The organism is Paenibacillus sp. 05T425, from assembly GCF_056396205.1.
In genome coordinates this window covers 1-18854 of sequence record NZ_JBFTLA010000005.1, presented here as the reverse complement: position 1 = coordinate 18854, position 18854 = coordinate 1, and the positions used below count along the sequence as shown (strand labels likewise).

Below are 18854 nucleotides of genomic sequence, written 5' to 3'. Positions count from 1 at the left end.
CCCCTACTCTTCGTATTCCGTAAAGTCGACATTCTCGATAATCCAGCGCTTGCGCGGATCGACCTTGTCTCCCATTAACGTCGATACGCGGCGCTCCGCCTTCGCGGCGTCTTCGATCTGCACTTGAAGCAGCGTGCGCGATTCCGGGTCCATCGTCGTTTCCCAAAGCTGATCGGGGTTCATCTCGCCGAGTCCTTTGTAACGCTGAAGATCATAATTTTTGCCGTATTCCTTCAAGTAATTTTGCAGCTGCTCATCCGTCCAAGCGTATCTAACAGTCTCCAACTTGCCTGATTTGCGAGTAATCTTGTAGAGCGGAGGCTGAGCGATATAGATGCGGCCAGTGTCGATAAGCGGCTTCATATAACGATAGAAGAACGTAAGCAGCAGCACCTGAATATGCGCGCCGTCCGTATCGGCATCGGTCATTATAATGATTTTGTTGTAATTGCTCTCTTCGGCTTCGAACTCCGGTCCGACGCCTGCGCCAATCGCCGCAATAATCGCCTTGTACTCGTCGTTCTTCAAGATGTCGACAAGCTTCGCCTTCTCCGGATTCATCGGCTTGCCTTTGAGCGGCAATATCGCTTGATGCTTCGAGTCGCGGCCTTGCTTAGCCGAACCGCCAGCCGAGTCGCCTTCGACGATAAACAGCTCATTGCGAGTGACGTCCTTCGATTGCGCCGGTGTCAGCTTGCCGCCTAGATTGGAGCTCTCGCTCTTCTTCTTGCCGCTGCGAATTTCTTCACGCGCTTTGCGGGCTGCTTCGCGGGCTCTTGACGCTTGTACCGCTTTCTTCAGCAGCATCTGCGCAACCTGCGGATTTTCCTCAAGGAACACCTGCATCTTATCCGAGACAACCGCGTCAACCGCGCTTCGAGCCGATGCGCTGCCGAGCTGATCCTTCGTCTGACCGACGAATTCAACCTCGGACATCTTGATGTTGATGACTGCCATCATGCCTTCGCGCAGATCATTGCCTTCTAAGTTCTTATCCTTCTCTTTCAAGAGCGCTGCTTTGCGCGCATAATCGTTCATTACGCGGGTATAGGCCGTCTTGAAGCCGGTCTCATGCGTACCGCCGCCGCGTGTCGGGATCGAGTTAACGAAGGAAGCGATCGTCTCGGTGTACCCGTCGTTATATTGCAGCGCTACTTCCACTTCAATCTCGTCGCGTTCACCCGCGAAATGAATGACTTCATGCAGCACCGTCTTGTCATCGTTCAAAAATTGCACGAATTGGCGCGCTCCGCCCTCATAATGGAAGACATCCTGCTTGCCGCTTCGATCATCCTTAATCGATACTTTGAGCCCTGAGTTCAGAAAGGCAATTTCTTGCAAGCGCTCCGACAATGTGTCGTAGCTGACGGATGTTCCGCTTTGGAATACGCGGGCATCTGGCTTGAACGTTACCTTCGTTCCTGTCCGGTTCGTCGTTCCAGTCACTTCTAGACCGGAAACAGGCTCGCCTACATGCTCTTTGCCTTTATCGTCGACCCAATATTCGAACCGCATCTTATGTACTTTGCCATCGCGGAAAATTTCCACCTCAAGCCACTCAGACAATGCATTCGTAACCGATGCGCCTACACCGTGCAAGCCGCCCGACTTCTTATATCCCCCGCCGCCGAACTTGCCTCCCGCATGCAAGATCGTGAACACGACCTGTGGCGTCGGAATACCGGTCTTATGCATGCCGGTCGGAATGCCGCGCCCGTTGTCTTGTACCGTAATCGAACCGTTCTTATGCAGTGTCACATCAATCGCCGAGCAGAACTTGGCGAGATGCTCGTCCACCGCGTTGTCGACGATTTCCCAGACGAGATGGTGAAGACCGGAACTGCTCGTACTGCCTATGTACATGCCCGGACGCTTGCGGACTGCCGTCAAGCCTTCCAGGACTTGTATATCATCGGCCTCATAATTACGGTCTTGGGCCGTCGTATTTGTGAAGAGATCTATTTGCTCTGACATGAGCGTCCCCCAATCCAAAATCACGTTTCTCGTATCTTCAAGCTATTTTAATTCAAGATGTCCTGTTTCGTAAAGACGCCAAAGGAAACGACCAATCCGCAAATCCCCCAAATCGCAAGCACGACGAGGGAAAACGGGAGCGACATTCCTTCAATCGGCGGCGGCGACCCTTCAAGGTAACCCGTTAGATTCAAGTTAACAGCGAACAAATATTTCGCGCTCGTCCACGAGGAAGACATATTAGAAAGAATCGTGCCAGTGATGATCGCTGCCATCATCGTCAGCATGCTTGCCGCCGTACTGCGTATAAGTACCGACACCATGAGTGCTAGAACCGCTATGATTATCGCGGAATACCAGACAAGTCCAGCTTGCATCAGCATATATTGCCATTGCGGAACGGCATGCGCCCCGCTGCTGTCAATCGTTCCGTGAGCCATTCGAAACCCGGTGAAGATTGGCAAGCCCCAGCCCTCATAACCAAAGAACAAGCCTGAAATACCATAGCACAACAATGCCGTTACGACAACTGTCAACGATGCATATAGGACTAAGGCGCATAGCTTGCTGAACAGCACCTTCCATCGCCGAACCGGCCTTGTGAGCAGCAGCTTGATCGTCCCGCTCGTCCTCTCGCCGGATATTAAATCCGATCCAAGCGCGAGTATGAGCAGCGGAATAAAAAGCGTTACCGAATTGTTCAGAAATCCTCTTGTGAACGTAACCGCATTGGGAGCGCTTGGGTCAACATCATGATCCAAATAATATTGGAGCTGTCCGAGAAGAACGCGTCTGCCGCGCTTCCATTCCTCGGGAATGCGGTCGCTGGACAGCGTATTCTCAATATCGGTCATCCGCTGCAGCACTTGACTTCGCCAATCCGTAAATTTATCGGCATTATTCTGAGCAACCTTAAGCTCAGCATAGGTGAAAATAGGAATTAAAGCTAACAATATCGCGATAATGACGTAAAATCTTTTTTTCTTCCAAATCTTCAATGTCTCATTCTGGATGAGAGGCAACAGTTTATGCAAGCGTTTCGCCCCCTGTCATGCTAAGGAACAGCTCTTCAAGTGTCGGTGCGATTGGCAGCGCCGCAAGCACGCCGACTTGATGCTGAACGAGTGTTTCTATCATCGGTGCTATAAGCTCCTTGGACATCACTGTAACAATAGCGCCGGGCAGCGAAGCCAGGATTGCCTCATCCAACCGATGCTCATGCTCAGAAACGAACTGTACCTGTCCCGTCTCCTCAAGCAATTCCCGTCCTGCCTCCGGCTTTTCCAACTGCCACACCACATAACTTTCTGCCTTCTCCATAAGCTCCTCTACTGAACCTTCAGCGATGACACGTCCTTCGCTAATGATAGCTACACGGTCGCAAAGGAGTTGAATCTCGCTTAACAAATGGCTGGAGATCATTACGCTTAATCCATCTGCGGCAAGCTGCCTAATAAATTCGCGAAGCTCCTTAATCCCTTTCGGATCGAGACCGTTCGTCGGCTCATCGAGAATGAGCAGCTGAGGCTGTCCCAGCAGCGCTTGCGCGATACCTAATCGTTGGCGCATGCCAAGCGAATACGTTTTCACTTTATGATGAATGCGAGCATCAAGCTGGACGATCCGGGCAACCTCTCTAATACGCTCCTCAGTAACGTTATCCAACATACGAGCGGAGAAGAGCAAGTTGTCCCAGCCTGTTAAATAAGTATAGACCTCGGGATTTTCTACAATACATCCGACATGACTAAGCGCTTGCTCAGGATGCCCCGCTATATCATGACCGCAGATTCGCACCATTCCCGACGTAGGCTTAATGAGTCCGACAAGCATCCTTATCGTTGTTGTCTTGCCGGATCCGTTCGGACCTAGAAAACCGAATATTTCGCCCTCCCTGATCTCGAAGCTGACATCCTCAATAATCGTCCTGTCTCTAATCTTCTTGTGAAGTCGATGTACCGCCAGTACTGCATCCTTCATTTCTCTCTCCGTCCTCTTCGAGCCTTATTCCAATCCGCTCACAATACGTTCGGCGATCTGCTTGTACCCTTCATGATTCGGGTGAAAATGATCCTCTGACAGCCGCTTCCCAATTTGACGTTCGAATAGGTCGAACGTTGGAATCATCATCATATTAGGATGCTTATGCAGAATGGTATAGGCGTTCATATTCCATTGCTGCACTTCGAGGCTGCCATTCCTAAGCTGCTCTACATCGTAAAAGGGATTGTATAAGCCGATATATACGATTATCGCATCCGGATTTATCGTTCCTACTGCATTCACGATCTTCTCGAAGTCGTCCATTGTCTTCGTTAACGCAGTCATTATGGATGCAATTTGCAGCGCAGACATCGGTCGCCCCTTGTTAGCTGCTCTGGCAGATTGAAACAGATCGTTGCCCCCAATCGTGAACAGGATGAGATTCGCACCTTTTATAGCTTGCCGATATCCGCTGCCAGGCTCCAGCTTCTTGCTCAGCTCGCTGGTTAACATGCCGTTAATCGCCAAATTATTGATAATGCGAACCGGCTTGCCCAGCTTTTCTTGCAGAGCGGCTGCCGTCAGCTTCACATAACCTTCACCTGACATATCCCCGGTTCCCTTCGTTAACGAGTCGCCAAAAGCGACAATCCTTATTTCCTTTGCTTTCTCAAGCGGCAGCGCTCCGCTTGCTTCCGGTTGTTCGGTTCGTCCAGGCGTTACCGCTGCTGTTGACGGGTAGAGCATGTCCTTGACCGCCCAACCGAAGCCAAGCAGGAGACAGGCAGTCGAAGCCGCAGTCAACACTGCGATTATCGGCCATAATAATCGTGAACGAGTCTTCATCAACCATGCACCTCAGCTTCTCATTTGTTCTTTGAGTCAACCTGCCTCTGTTACCATGTTTTACAAAAAAGCTGGAATTATGTGATCGCGCGCAAAAAAAGAAGAGCACATCTACCGCGCTCTCCTGTCCATTCGAGTCATATAAGTCATCCTCGACCCTCAATATTTGCGATTCCCGACTTCCTTCTCCGCCATCTGCTCCGTAAATACGCTCTCGGACGAGACGATCCGCTTCGGCAGCGTTCGGCCTGCAGCAAGCTCCTGAACGGCCTGCATCACATTCGGTCCGAGCAGCGGATTACACTCGACAACGCAGTTAATTTGGCCTAATACCAGCTTCTCGAACGCCTTTCGCGTGCCATCAACCGAGATGATAACGATGTCTTTGCCCGGACGAAGTCCGTATTCCTCAATTGCTTCGATTGCCCCTAGCGCCATATCGTCATTATGGGCGAACAATACTCGAATCTCGCTTCCATGCTCCTGCAGGAAACCTTTCATGACCTCCTTGCCCTTCTCCATCGTAAAGTCGGCCGCTTTGCTGTCCAGCAGCTTATATTCATCGTGGCCCGTAATCGTGTCCTGAAATCCTTTGCCTCGCTGGATCGATGGCGATGAGCCCTCTGTCCCGCGCAGCTCCACAAAACCGATCGGCGCTTGTTGGTCGCGCATCTTATCGAGCAAGTATTTGCCTGCCTTCACGCCTTCCTCGTACAAATCCGCTCCGATATGTGTAACATACAAGGACGGATCGTCAATATCGATAGAGCGATCGGTTATAATGACGGGAATGCCCGCTTGTTTCGCTTCCTTCAATATTTCGTCCCATCCCGAATGAACGACCGGTGCAACAGCAATGACGTCAACGCGCTTCTCGATAAAAGAGCGGATAGCCTCGAACTGCTTCTCTTGTGACTGCTCGGCATTCTCGAACAGCAGCTCGATGCCCGCTTCTTCGGCCGCTTCCTTAATGGAGGTCGTGTTCGCTTCTCTCCAATCGCTTTCCGAACCCAACTGAGAGAAGCCCATTACCAACGGACGGGCGGGCGGATATGCCTCGGCTGAAGGCTCTTCAGTATGATTTTGACTTTGCCATTCAGCTTCTAGCGCTTGTTCATTGGAAGGGTTATTGTCTCCCGCCAAGCAACCCGAAGCTGCTAGCAGAATAACGATTGCAAGACCAAATATGTACCATCGCAGCCTACGCTTCAACCATGTCCCCCGCTTCCGCAACCTTAGTTCCCATGCTGCATCTTTTTTAGCTCCATTGTACATTAGATCTAACCTATCCGCGAGACAGCGCGAACTCGTTTTCTTAAATTTTGTGAATGGAGCGTCTAGCGCTAAGCAGCCGCTGGAACACGATGAACAGAAACAGCAGCAGCCCGATGACGATCTTCGTCCACCAAGAGCTTAACGTTCCTTCGAAGCTGATAATCGTCTGAATGACGCCTTGAATCATGACGCCGAAGAACGTCCCTAGGACATAGCCGAAACCGCCCGTAAGCAGCGTTCCGCCGATGACGACGGCAGCGATGGCATCGAGTTCCAGACCAACCGCATGCAGGCCATAGCCCGATAGCATATAGAACGTGAATACGACACCTGCAAGCGCCGAGCAGAAACCGCTGAACGTATACACAAGAATTTTGGTCCGCGCGACAGGAAGACCCATGAGCAAAGCCGATTGCTCACTGCCGCCAATCGCATACGTATTGCGTCCGAATCGCGTATAATGCGCCAAGTAGATTGCACCAGCAACTACGAGCAAAGCAATAATAACGCTGATCGAGATGAAATGTCCGCCGGGCATCTTAATCTTCGTCTGCGCAACGCTTGTATAGAAGCTGTTGTCAATCGTAATCGTATTGATACTGATGACATAACAAAGTCCCCGCGCGAGAAACATGCCTGCAAGCGTGGCGATGAACGGCTGGATTTTGAAATAATGAATGATTGCGCCCATAGCGCTTCCGAACAAGCTGCCGATCAGCAGCACTAGCGGAATAACGACCGCCGGAGGCCAGCCTTGCTGCTGGACGAGCGTTGCCGAAATCATCGTCGTTAGCGCAATCATCGATCCGACAGACAAGTCGATGCCCCCGGATACGATGACGAAGGTCATTCCTACCGCCGCGACAATCAAGAACGCGTTGTCGATGAGCAGATTATAGAGCACTTGCATGGAGAAAAAGTCCGTGTATCGGAACGATCCCGCGGCGAACATAAGCCCCAGCAAGCAGACGGTTATCACAATCGGCAAATATTGTTTCTTAAGCATGGCGCTTCACCTCCTGTTCGAGCGGATACTTGCGCATTTTGAACCGCTGCACGAGCGATTTGCGGAATGCCTCCGATTGAACTAGGCAAACGATTAGAACGACGATTGCTTTCACGACTAACGTAATCTCTGGACGAACGCCAATAATATAGATCGTTGTCGTGAGCGTCTGAATAATGAGAGCGCCGATGACGGTGCCCATCAAGTAGAAACGTCCGCCGTTCAGCGATGTGCCGCCAATAACGACGGCAAGAATGGCATCAAGCTCATACCATAACCCTGCATTATTGCCGTCCGCGCTGGATACGTTCGAGCTTAGCAGCAGCCCGGCAACCCCTGCGCATAATCCGCAAAATACATACACGGCGAACATGACTGCGCGTGAGCGAATGCCCGCCAGACGGCTGGCAGTCGGATTGCCGCCGACCGATTCAATGAACATGCCAAGCGCCGTACGCCTGGTGAGCAGCGCGGCCGCAAGCAGAACGATGAGGACAACATAGATGGAGAATGGTAAAGATCCTAATGCTCCTGCACCAATGTAGTTATACGTGCTGCTATTCACGGTAATAATCTGTCCGCCCGATATGAGCTGCGCAACACCGCGTCCCGCAACCATCAGAATCAACGTGGCAATAATAGGCTGAATGCCGAATACAGAGACGAGCAAGCCGTTCCAAAGGCCTAGCACAACCGAAACGAGCAGCGCAAGAGCTACCGCAAGCATGACAAGACTGAGCCCATTCTGATCCGATCCTTTGCTGATTAACAAACAAGCGATTGCTCCTGATATGGCGACGACAGAACCAACGGACAAATCAATGCCTTTGGTTGCGATAACAAGCGTCATTCCGATTGCAACCAATATAAGCGGCGCGCCGAAATTCAGAATGTCAATTAAGCTGCCGTACATCTGCCCATTCCTCAGCTCGATTCGGAAAAATGCCGGCGAATACAACAAATTGAACAGCAACAATGCACCGAGTACGGTCAGCGGCCAGAATAAGTGATGCTTTACCATTCTCTTAACCTCCTGCGATGGCCTGCATCACTTGCTGCTGGCTCATTTCATCATCTGTCATTACTTTTACGACATGCCGATCGCGCAATACCGCGATTTTATCGCTGACGCGCAGCACCTCCTCAAGCTCCGAGGAAATGAACAGCACCGACATTCCCTTCTCTGCTAGGGAGAGCACAAGCTTCTGAATTTCAGCCTTAGCTCCAACATCAATGCCTCTCGTTGGTTCATCCAGAATAAGCAGCTTCGGCTCGGTTAGCAGCCATCTAGCTAGAATGACCTTCTGCTGATTGCCGCCGCTTAAGTTTTTGACGAGATGCTCCGGATTGGGAGGGTTAATGTTAATCACCTTGATATATTCGTCCGCAATCTCATCCTGCTTCTTGCGGCTAATGGTCTTAAACCATCCACGGCTCGCCTGCATAGCCAATATAATGTTTTCTCTTACGGACAGCTCTTCTATGATGCCTTCCGTCTTCCGATTCTCCGAGCAAAATGCAATCCCGTGATCGATCGCTTGTCTAGGCGAAGCAATGGCCTTCGTTGCGCCTTGCACCGACAGCATGCCCTGATCGGAGCGATCCGCGCCGAACAACAGCCTTGCAAGCTCCGTTCGGCCAGAGCCGAGCAGCCCGGCTAGCCCGACCACCTCGCCATTGTGAATACGCAAATCAAACGGTTCAATCGCTCCTTTTCGACCTAGCCTCAGCGCTTCTGCCGTTACTTGTGACAGCTCTTTGCTTGCAGAACCGTGGGCCTTCGGCAATTGCTCAAGCTCGATGAACGCCTTGCCAATCATCTTCGATACGAGCTCTATACGGCTCAGCTCGGAGGCTGCATATTCACCGATAAACTCCCCGCCGCGGAGAATGGTAATGCGATCTGATATTTCATACACTTGATCAAGGAAATGCGTGACGAACAAGATGGCGAGCCCTTCGGACTTCAACTTGTTCATGACCTGGAACAGCTGCTTTACCTCATTGCGATCAAGGCTTGAGGTTGGCTCATCCAGAATAAGCACTTTCGCCGATATATTAAGCGAACGCGCGATAGCGATAAGCTGCTGCACKGCTACCGAATACGCATTCAGCGGCTTTGTTACGTCGATATGAAGATGCAATCGTTCCTCCAGCAGCTTTTGGGCTTCCGCGTGCATCTGACTCCACCTGATTTTCCCGAAACGCCGCGGCTCTCTGCCGATGTAAATATTTTCCGATACAGATAAGTTAGGGCATAGATTGACTTCTTGATAGACGGTGCTAATGCCAGCAAGCTGCGCTTCCAACGGACTGTTGATATGCACGGATTTGCCTGCAAGCTGGATTTCTCCATTGTCTATGGAATAGACGCCTGTAAGCACTTTGATCAGCGTCGACTTGCCAGCTCCGTTCTCCCCCATTAATGCGTGAACCTCGCCGGGAAACAATCGAAAGCTTACGTCCGAAAGCGCCTTGACCCCTGGAAACTGTTTGTGTATGCCGCTCATGGCCAGAATCGGCTCTTGTACCTTCTTCATCGTTGCTTCCCCCTTCTATGGAGAAAAAAGCCACCCGCATCCGTCCAGCATGAGAGTGGCTTATCTCTAATCTCTATCCCGTAACGGTTAGTATTTGCGGTCAGGCAATGCTGCCTTCGCTTCCTCGGATGTGAATACGCCTTCTTCTGTCACAATGCGTTTGTCAATTTCCTTGCCTGCAAGAACGTCGTTAACCGCTTGCATCAGTTGTGGTCCAAGCAGCGGGTTGCACTCGACGATGAAGTTGATCTTTCCTTCGCTCGCCGCAATGAAGCCGTCCTTCACGCCGTCAACGGAGATGATAATAATGTCTTCGCCCGGTTTAAGTCCTGCAGCTTCGATCGCTTGGATAGCGCCCAGTGCCATATCATCATTGTGTGCATATAACACGTCGATATCTTTATGCGCTTTCAGGAACGATTGCATAACCTCTTTCCCTTTGGCACGAGTGAAGTCGCCTGTTTGCGAAGCGATCACTTTCAACTTGGAGTTGCCTTTAATGATCTCTTCGAAGCCAGCTTTACGGTCGATCGCAGGCGCTGAACCCGTCGTGCCTTGCAATTCAACGATGTTCACATCTTCAGTCGCATCCTTGAACTTATCGGACAGCCATTGACCAGCGCGGCGTCCTTCCTCAACGAAGTCCGAACCGATGAACGTTACGTACAACGAAGTATCCTTCGAATCAACGGCGCGGTCCGTTAGAAATACGGGGATGCCAGCATCCTTCGCTTCCTTAAGCACCGTATCCCAGCCCGATTCGACGACCGGCGAGAACGCGATGGCGTCTACCTTCTGCTGAATATAAGAACGGATTGCTTTAATTTGATTTTCTTGCTTTTGCTGAGCGTCGGAGAACTTCAGATCGAAGCCCGCTTCCGTTGCCGATGCTTTGATCGATTCCGTATTCGCTGTCCGCCAGCCGCTCTCTGCTCCTACTTGCGCGAAGCCGAGCGTAACTTTTTTGTCCGAACCGCTTGCCGGCTTGTTCTCCCCTTTGTTGTTCGTCCCCTCATTCGAACCGCCTCCGCATGCTGCCGCGAACAACATAAGACCCGTCAGCGCGATGGCCGTTCCAAGCTTGCTTGCTTTCTTCATAGTTGTGTAACCTCCCTTTATCATTCACCGTTCTTGCGGTGTGAGGTCATTATAAAACGCTTTCAATCGTGCGAGATACGGAGTTCTATAGGAGTTAGGTTTGATTTATTTGGCAGTTTGCAAGCGGTCACAAAGCATGGTTTGTTTTTATGTTCAAAAAGTGGAATTTTTGGTCATTACTCCTTGAAGCGTAGCTGATCAAGCAGCAATTTGTTATAGTAATGATGAATATCATTTGTAAACGCCTTCATTTAAGCCAATATGAAAGGTTAACACACATACGATGAAGCTGATCCGATGGATCTCATCCAGTCTATGGGCAAAGCTATTGCTTATGTTCATAGCCTTAACGTCCATTCCGCTCATAGTGGTCGGTTTGGTCTCTTATCAGAAGTCTTACAACGCCGTATCCGGCCATAGCAAAGCAGCTACGATGCTTGTGGCAGACCAGCTCGGCCGCGATATCGACGTTTTATTCGAAGATACAGGCAAGCTGCTCGAGCTTGAGCAAAATCCGCAGGTGCTCCATTACCTGTTCTCGCAAAGCGATACATACGAGGACGCGAAATCAATATTGAAGACGTTCGAGCTGTATCGCGAGACGAACAATTTCGAAAGCGTACTCAATATTACAATGGTCAATCTATACGGCCGGGGAATCAGCGAACGCAGAGGCGTATTTCAGGTCAATGTCAATCCGCTACGAAATCCGCATCTCCAGCATCTATTCAACAATTCCGGTGCGGTACTCATTATTCCGCCCACCGATGCCGATCCGCTCGATCGACTTGACGGCTTCCAATATCCGCAATCGAATGTCATATCGATCATGGCAACCGTCAAGCAAAGAATAACCCATGAGATTATCGGTTTTATCATTATTGATATTAACGATTCCGTCGTCGAGCAATTCTGCAACGATGTTCGCATTGGCAAGACCGGTTTCTTCTACGTCGTCGATCATTCCGGAACGCCTATTTTCAAGCCTTCTACTTTAAATCAAGCAGAAAGCGCGTTGAACACGGTTAACCTGCAGCCCTATATGAATGCGAAGAGTCATCAATTCGTTGATTCGAATAACGGCAAGCCGAAGTTTATCGTCTTCACCACCTCCGAACAGACCGGTTGGAAGATCGTCGGTCTTGTCCCGCTCCAAGAAATTGTCGAAGAAGCGAATGCGATTCGCAGACTTATTATTGTGAGCGTGCTTCTGAGCATCATCTTTGCCTTCACCCTTCATTTCTTCATTACGGCTCGCCTGACGAAGCCCGTGCAAGTGCTCAAGAACAAGATGCGATTAGCGGCTTCGGGATACCTTGAGGTGAAGGTCAGCACGAGCGGAAGAGATGAGATCGCCGATCTTGGCACGAGCTTCAACATTATGCTTGGCAAAATCAAGGCGCTGCTCGATCAAAGCATCCGTGAGCAGAAGCAGATTCGCAAAGCCGAGCTGCGTGCGCTGCAAGCTCAGATCAATCCGCATTTTCTATACAATACACTCGATTCGATCGTATGGATGGCAGAAGCCGGCAAGAACAGCCAAGTTATCCAGCTCGTACAGGCGTTGTCCCGCTTCTTCCGCATCAGCTTGAACAAAGGTCGCGATTGGATCACATTACGTGATGAGCTTGAGCATGTGCGCAGTTATTTGATCATCCAACAAATGCGTTACCGCGATATTTTGGACTATGCCATAGAAGTTGACGAAGAGCTGGTAGACTACTCGATTCTCAAAATGACGCTCCAGCCCATCGTCGAGAACGCACTCTACCATGGGATCAAAAATAAACGCGGCAAAGGTTTCATTAAGGTTACGGTAACAGCAGACTCGTCGTTATTGCTTATTACCGTAGAAGATAACGGTATCGGCATGAGCGCTGAGCGTTTGTCCACGCTGAGAGAGCAGCTTAGCTTGCAGCGGCAGCCGGATGAATCGGGGACGCAAGTATCGGGCGGTTTCGGTCTGCATAATGTCCATCAACGCATTAAGCTCTATTACGGGGAAGCCTTCTCTGTTCACATTGATAGTGTCGACCATGAAGGCACGAAAGTAACCATCTCTATTCCGAAGAAACGAGGATGACGCCGTTATGAAAAAAATTATGCTCGTCGACGACGAAATACTCGTAAGGGAAAGCATACGCGATTGCATTAATTGGGAGAAAGAAGGCTTCATTTATTGCGGAGACGCCTCCGACGGCGAAGTCGCATTGCCGCTCATTGAACAGCTTGAGCCTGATATCCTCATTACCGATATCAAGATGCCGTTCATGAATGGCATCGAGCTTTGTGAAATCGTACGTACCCGAATGCCTGACGTGAAGATCATTATATTAAGCGGGCATGACGAGTTCGAATATGCGAGAGCCGCCCTTCGCGTCGGTGCAATGGAATATTGCCTGAAGCCGGTAAGCGCTGCCGATATCATTAGGCTGCTGCAGGAAACGAGCAAAGTGATCGATAAGGAACGGCAAGAGCGAGAGCAGCGGCTATTGCTCCTTCAGATGCAAAGCAATAACGCAGTCAAGTCGCAGCAAAAGCTGCTAAATGACTTATGCTGCGGTCTCATTGCTACAGCAGAAGCGATGCATACGGCAGCTCAGCTTAACGTAACGTTGCATGCCAAGCATTACGTAACAGCTATTACCGATATTCGAGGCATGGATGGGCGTGAACGGTTAAACGCCGACCTCATTCAAGAAGCGGAACAGTTTATGCTGAGCGAGTTTTCATCACTGCCCATAAAGCTATTGACCTACAAAAGAAGCCAAACGGAGACCGTCTGGCTTCTTAAGGGAAATTCGATTCCGCAGCTTGAAGAGGCGCTCCATTATTTGCAAACGAACCTGAAAGATCAGCTTGAGCATTCATTTCCATGCGCCCTTGGTCTTGGCATAGGCAGCATCCAAGAACGGCTGCAAGGCTTGCATGCCTCCTATCTCGACGCCGAGGACGATAAGCATTGGCGCAGACTTTCGCAGCATAATCGACTGGCGCTATTCCATGCTGCTAGCCGGACGCAACAAGGACAATCGTCAATGCCCGACCGGCAGCGCTTCATCGATTTCCTAAAGCTGGGCTCCGAGCATGAAGCGGCAGAGCTACTTGCTTCACTTACCGACAGCTTGCGTCTTGTCGATTGGAAGGATTCCTTCTATGGCTATTATTTGTTGAATGATTATACGATTGAAGTACTTCAAACCGCGCATGGACTACATTTCGCCTCTTCCTCCCCTGCCGAGACAATGAAGCAATTCGAGCAGAAGATGAGCATGGTTAGGAGCGCCAATGAAGCATACGCATATTTGCAATGGCTGCTCTCGCAGTACTGGCAATGGCGTTCGGGTGCTGCAGATAAATACTCGGAAATGCTCGAGCAAGTGAAAAGCTATATTGTCAAAAACTACGGCAACGACCAGTTGACGCTGCAGGATGTCGCAGACCATGCGATGGTAAGCCCCAGCCATCTAAGCAAAGTGTTCAGCCAGGAATGCGGCCAAACCTTTATTGAATTTCTAACCCAGACGCGCATTCGCAAAGCGATGGAGCTATTACTGTCGACGAGCTCCAAATCCTACGAAATTGCCCATCGTGTGGGCTATAACGATGCGCACTACTTTTCTAACTTATTCAAGCGGGTTACAGGATTAACGACAACGCAATATCGCAAGCAGCAGTTGCAGGGCAGCGGCTTGCACGCTGAAGGAGCATTACATGAGTTTAGCAGCCTGTAACGTGAAACGGATCAGTATCGTCGGTTTTTGCATGGTCATGCTCCTGCTATTTGCATCGGCTTGTACGGAGGATAACGTGCAGCCCAACAAAGATCTAACACCAAAACCGACTGCGTCCGCAGAAGCTACATCGCATCAATTCGGAATTATCTATCCTATGGCTCATCCTTACTATGAGACGGTAACACAAGCTGCGCTGGAGGCGGCGGAGAAATATAAAACGAGGTTGATCGTTAAAGCACCGGATGAAGCTAATCTAGAGCAGCAAATTCGAATGATGGAGACGATGGTTGCTCAGGATGTAGATGGCATTGCCATAGATCCAATCGACGCCGAAGCGCTTACTCCCATCATTGACAAAGCGATTATGGCTGGTATTCCTGTCATTACTTTCGAGTCGGACTCCCCTGCCAGCAAACGTCTGGCGTTCATCGGTACGGACAATTATAAGGCTGGCGAGCAGATGGGTCAGATGGTCGATCAGCTGTTGAAGGGCCGAGGAATGATTATTGTCGAGACCGGCATTACGAAGATGAGGAACGAGCAAGAGCGACTAAGCGGAATGCTTGCTTATTTGGAAGCGCAGACGGATATTCAAGTGCTGGAAGTGAAGTACAACGAAGGCAACGAAACTGTCGCATTGACGGAGCTAGAGGCGATGATTGATGCTCATCCGCATTTCGACGGCTTCGTTGCCATCGATGTCATATCCGGATCAACATCTGTCCTCGTATGGAAAGCACAAGGCCTGAATCGTTACGCGCTTACCTTCGGCATGATGCCCGAGATTGCCGAAGCTTTGCGCAATGGGCAGCTAACAGCAGCGCTCTCACAGAACGAGCATATGTGGGGGACGCGTATTATCGAGATACTGGAGCAAGCCGCTAACGGCGACGAAATTCCGGGTTGGATCGAGACGGGAACGAGCGAAGTGACGATTGAGGATGTAACGGATGTATCTCCGTCTCCGTCGCAGTAGTCGAGGCAATGGAAATGCTGGGGTCGATTAGCGGTATATATGAGGTGAATCTGCTGAATACCGCAAATTGTATGCGAAATATCATACAAAATTTGCGGTATTCCTATCGTTCTCATTCATTTGTTCGAAATCTGCCCAAACTTTCACTCTGTAGTGTAGTTCCTATGATCCTTAATTAATTCTTTAAATAAGACAATCGGCTCCTTGTAATCAATAGGTTTATGAATCATTCTATTCAACMATTTCAATCGTTCAATATTATCGATAAAATCATCTTCAATAAACCATGTAACTTCCTTCATTGTTCCAAGCACACTTCTGTTATTTGTTTTTGATATAAATACTTCTGTGCCATTCGCTATATATGTATTTATCAAACTCTCATTCACTCCTTCTCGGAGTAAATATTCTCGAAGGGTCAGCATGAATTTGTCTTTCAATCGATCTATTTGTCCTGTCCTTATTCCATCTATGATAATAGCTAATCTAGTTAAATCATTCACAAAGACGATGTGTTTTCGTTTGTTCAAGTTATAAATATTTACGTGCCAGCTTAATAACGAAGCTGCATGAACATCTTCAACTGGAATTGTTTTCATGTCTTTCATTAAATCTTTAGTAAGTCTTAAAATAATCATTTAGGTTGTCCCTTTCTCATCCTAGTTTCGTATATCGTTGTCGTGTTCTCGTCTTCCCACCGACTTAAAGCTCCGAAAGATCTGAGAACGATGCATTTAAGTTAAATGCTATTCAAACCGCTTCTTTACTCCACCGACCTCAAGTTCTATACCGACTCTATCCAGTGACCCTGTGAGTTCAATTCCGTTTCTTTGTATACCATCGAATTGGACACTAAATAAATGTTTTCTATGCGGAGCTATGCTAACGATATGTGCTTGAACATCAATATCCATATCAGAATAGCTATGAATTAATATAGGTTTTATCAATACGTTCTCTTCATTTCCATAATTATAAATTGTAAATGAACAATCAGCTTTCACCACTGATTCCACAGTTTGAAAGTAGCATTTACTATCTTTAATTGAATAATCAAAAGAATGGATTCCCTTAGAATTATGCTTAAGAAGAAACATGGCTTTTTCGCTTGCTATTGGGCTTATCAATACAAATGCAATGCAACCTATAATAAGGCTACTAAATATTCTAGGAAATCGGTGACGATACGTTCTCGCTGTTCCTGACACGCCAAACAATATTAGCAAAAAACCAAGTATAGCTGGCATATTCAGTCCTGTTTTATCCATATCTGTCCATGGAGACAAACCAATAAACTTAAATAGATATTCTCCAAAAGAATTATCCAAATGATCTTTAGATATCATCAGTAGACCGAGTAGTAAAATAACTATGTTAATTATACCTTTACTCTTCAAAAGCTTCTCCTCCAAAATTGGTTTCCCTGTATTTCACCCAGAACGAACTTGCATCGATTTCAGATAACGTTTTTGTATTCACGACGTTGATCCCCCTTAGATAGCTCCTATCTTAAGGGGATCTATGTGTCCGGTTGATTCCGCTTCCCTGCTGCTGAAATGCCTCTTCGAATCCACTTCTAACTCCGGCCGGACCGAGGGCCGAATGGCCCGATGCGAGAATATGGTGTTATAAGATGTCGGCGACTTCCTGAAATACGTTCAAGATTAACTTGTTCTTGGTTTAATTGGAATGTATAAATCGACTTTTGCTTTTCCTTCCGGGTCATCATAAGGGTTATTCATACAAAATTCAAGACAATTTCTTTCATCAGGGTCATATTCACTATTTGGTAGCCATTGACCAAATATACTTTGATAAGCAATTGCCAGTTTATCTATTGTGTCATAGAAATTATATAATCCATAAAGTCCGCCAGGTAATATCCTAAATTGTACTTCTGAATGATTTTCTTTTTTGAAGGCTTGTGGGATTGTTACACAAGCGTCATACCGACATTCGGTTTCTTCCGTTGAATTTGGATCATCCAATGAAATTCCAATAAAATATTGTTCTGGCGGAAATAATCCATTCTTCCCTGCCCATACCCCTAAGCTCTCCCACGCTTTAAATGTATCCAAATAGCTCCCGAAATGCCTTACAAACGCAACTTCATAATCAGGTAATTCTTTAATTGAAATGTTCATTTTCCAAATAGAAAACAACTTATCTGAAAAGATTACTCTCAATTCAATGGCAGAAATCTCCCATTTTTCTAAATATCATTTTTCAAGAATTTTCACATCAATCGTTAGTGTGACTCCATTAGCTTATTTGACCAAGGAAAGATTAAAAAAATCTGTCTCACTTTTGGCCAATTCTAACAAATCAATACTTGAAATATCGACTTTGTGTGGCTATGATTGATTACCTTGTCAATCCGATCTGTGTAATTATTCTTACTCATTGTTGATCTTAAGTCCCTTCGCCGATTTCTTATAACGTTTGTGTATTCACGACGTCCGACAAAGTCGGATGTGTCCGGCTGCAACTTCTTCCCTACCAATATTTCCTGCCGAACCGAGGGCAAATGTCCGATGCGTGAATATGATGTTATATGCTGTGGCTGACTTCTCTGAGTTATCCCAGAAATACTCTGTTAATTCTTTCTCGATCATAATCTAAAATCCAATCATTAAATCCTTTGTAAATCTCCATCAATTCTTCTCTAGACGATGCGATAACATCACAACCTCTATCATCATATATATGAAATATTGTTTTCTTGGTTATATTGATAAAGTACACCCTATGGTAGATCATAGGCTTGATTCCAACATCATGATTACAAATAGCTTTGATCAACTGACTATATCTCAAATCCTCAACCCTACATTTAGTCCAGTACCTATACATATTGTTCCTTAGGTCTGGGGTCTCATCCGGATCACATTCAATATCAGGAAGTATATCKAGTCTTAGCGCTTTGATCGACTCTTTCTTCTTGATATATTTCCTATATAAATTTAGCTTCTTCACTTTGTTTTTAGGTTTGTCTGCAAAATATGCGTTCGTAATTAATAAGACTTCATCTTCCTTAACATGAAGAGCTTTAAACAATTCAATTGATCGATAATAGACTCGTTCCATGTAATCTTCTTTATTTAATCTATAGATTGGAGGATCTCCGAGTTCAAATCTTATTGAAACATTCCAACCATAAAAAAGAGGCGGTCTTAAAGTTAAGTTATGAAAATGTTCCTCTAAGTACATCTTCAGATCCATTATTGTTTTCCCCACTCTAGCTTATTTGAATTCCAGCCATTGCATATAACGTTATTGTATTCACGACGTCCCACCACCTTAAGCCCGAAGGGCGGCCGCGACGCGGTTAGGTGGTGCGGATGTGTCCGGCTGCTACTACTTCATTGAAACTGAAATGCCTCTCCGAACCCTCTTCTAACTTCGTGCCGGACCCGGAC

The 18854-nt window shown here is 47.9% G+C and carries 17 protein-coding genes; 4 read left to right on the top strand and 13 right to left on the bottom strand.

Going from position 1 to position 18854, the window contains the following annotated elements:
* Positions 1-3: 3 nt before the first annotated feature.
* From parE to AC1DF0_RS11435, 9 genes are all read right to left on the bottom strand, one after another.
* Positions 4-1974, bottom strand: a complete 1971-nt coding sequence (parE, locus tag AC1DF0_RS11475) for a DNA topoisomerase IV subunit B (RefSeq protein WP_477574003.1) — start codon at positions 1972-1974, stop codon at positions 4-6.
* Positions 1975-2021: 47 nt separating this feature from the next.
* Positions 2022-3008 (bottom strand): ABC transporter permease, encoded by a 987-nt coding sequence (locus AC1DF0_RS11470; protein ID WP_477574002.1) that lies wholly within the window; start codon positions 3006-3008, stop codon positions 2022-2024.
* The gene (locus AC1DF0_RS11465) at positions 3001-3954 is read right to left on the bottom strand and encodes an ABC transporter ATP-binding protein (RefSeq protein ID WP_477574001.1); all 954 of its coding nucleotides are present in this window, start codon (positions 3952-3954) and stop codon (positions 3001-3003) included. The genes AC1DF0_RS11470 and AC1DF0_RS11465 overlap by 8 nt, the downstream gene beginning before the upstream one ends.
* Before the next feature lie 24 nt (positions 3955-3978).
* Positions 3979-4803, bottom strand: coding sequence for a GDSL-type esterase/lipase family protein (locus tag AC1DF0_RS11460; RefSeq protein WP_477574000.1), 825 nt, complete (start codon positions 4801-4803; stop codon positions 3979-3981).
* Between the two features lie 159 nt (positions 4804-4962).
* Positions 4963-6015: an ABC transporter substrate-binding protein gene (locus tag AC1DF0_RS11455; protein ID WP_477573999.1), complete on the bottom strand. Its 1053-nt coding sequence runs from the start codon at positions 6013-6015 to the stop codon at positions 4963-4965.
* Between the two features lie 103 nt (positions 6016-6118).
* The gene (gene yjfF / locus AC1DF0_RS11450) at positions 6119-7084 is read right to left on the bottom strand and encodes a galactofuranose ABC transporter, permease protein YjfF (RefSeq protein WP_477573998.1); all 966 of its coding nucleotides are present in this window, start codon (positions 7082-7084) and stop codon (positions 6119-6121) included.
* Complete coding sequence (locus tag AC1DF0_RS11445; RefSeq protein WP_442053396.1) at positions 7077-8105, bottom strand: ABC transporter permease; 1029 nt, start codon at positions 8103-8105, stop codon at positions 7077-7079. Before AC1DF0_RS11445 ends, yjfF begins: the two co-directional genes overlap by 8 nt.
* A gap of 4 nt (positions 8106-8109) precedes the next feature.
* The gene (locus AC1DF0_RS11440; RefSeq protein ID WP_477573997.1) at positions 8110-9624 is read right to left on the bottom strand and encodes a sugar ABC transporter ATP-binding protein; all 1515 of its coding nucleotides are present in this window, start codon (positions 9622-9624) and stop codon (positions 8110-8112) included.
* 87 nt (positions 9625-9711) lie between these two features.
* A complete protein-coding gene (locus AC1DF0_RS11435; RefSeq protein WP_477573996.1) occupies positions 9712-10722 on the bottom strand; it encodes an ABC transporter substrate-binding protein in 1011 nt (336 codons plus the stop codon).
* 283 nt (positions 10723-11005) lie between these two features.
* On the opposite strand from AC1DF0_RS11435, the gene AC1DF0_RS11430 reads away from it, so the two are divergent.
* From AC1DF0_RS11430 to AC1DF0_RS11420, 3 genes are read left to right on the top strand one after another with little or no spacing between them, the layout of a single operon-like run.
* A complete protein-coding gene (locus AC1DF0_RS11430; RefSeq protein WP_477573995.1) occupies positions 11006-12805 on the top strand; it encodes a sensor histidine kinase in 1800 nt (599 codons plus the stop codon).
* Positions 12806-12812: 7 nt separating this feature from the next.
* The gene (locus AC1DF0_RS11425; RefSeq protein ID WP_477573994.1) at positions 12813-14456 is read left to right on the top strand and encodes a response regulator; all 1644 of its coding nucleotides are present in this window, start codon (positions 12813-12815) and stop codon (positions 14454-14456) included.
* Positions 14437-15435 (top strand): sugar ABC transporter substrate-binding protein, encoded by a 999-nt coding sequence (locus tag AC1DF0_RS11420; protein WP_477573993.1) that lies wholly within the window; start codon positions 14437-14439, stop codon positions 15433-15435. Before AC1DF0_RS11425 ends, AC1DF0_RS11420 begins: the two co-directional genes overlap by 20 nt.
* A gap of 143 nt (positions 15436-15578) precedes the next feature.
* Here AC1DF0_RS11420 and AC1DF0_RS11415 read toward each other — a convergent pair whose 3' ends face one another.
* From AC1DF0_RS11415 to AC1DF0_RS11405, 3 genes are all read right to left on the bottom strand, one after another.
* Entirely contained in the window at positions 15579-16073 is a 495-nt protein-coding gene (locus AC1DF0_RS11415) for a DUF6933 domain-containing protein (protein WP_477573992.1), read from the bottom strand.
* Positions 16074-16181: 108 nt separating this feature from the next.
* Positions 16182-16832: a hypothetical protein gene (locus AC1DF0_RS11410; RefSeq protein WP_477573991.1), complete on the bottom strand. Its 651-nt coding sequence runs from the start codon at positions 16830-16832 to the stop codon at positions 16182-16184.
* A 267-nt stretch (positions 16833-17099) separates the two neighbouring features.
* The gene (locus AC1DF0_RS11405) at positions 17100-17579 is read right to left on the bottom strand and encodes an AraC family transcriptional regulator (RefSeq protein WP_477573990.1); all 480 of its coding nucleotides are present in this window, start codon (positions 17577-17579) and stop codon (positions 17100-17102) included.
* Between AC1DF0_RS11405 and AC1DF0_RS11400 the strand changes: the two genes are divergently transcribed.
* On the top strand, positions 17572-17799 hold the full coding sequence (locus tag AC1DF0_RS11400; protein WP_477573989.1) for a helix-turn-helix transcriptional regulator: 228 nt from the start codon (positions 17572-17574) through the stop codon (positions 17797-17799). The two genes, AC1DF0_RS11405 and AC1DF0_RS11400, sit on opposite strands and share 8 nt — an antisense overlap.
* Positions 17800-18012: 213 nt before the next feature.
* Here the strand turns inward: AC1DF0_RS11400 and AC1DF0_RS11395 are convergent, their stop codons facing one another.
* Positions 18013-18657: a DUF3885 domain-containing protein gene (locus AC1DF0_RS11395; RefSeq protein ID WP_477573988.1), complete on the bottom strand. Its 645-nt coding sequence runs from the start codon at positions 18655-18657 to the stop codon at positions 18013-18015.
* Positions 18658-18854 lie beyond the last annotated feature (197 nt).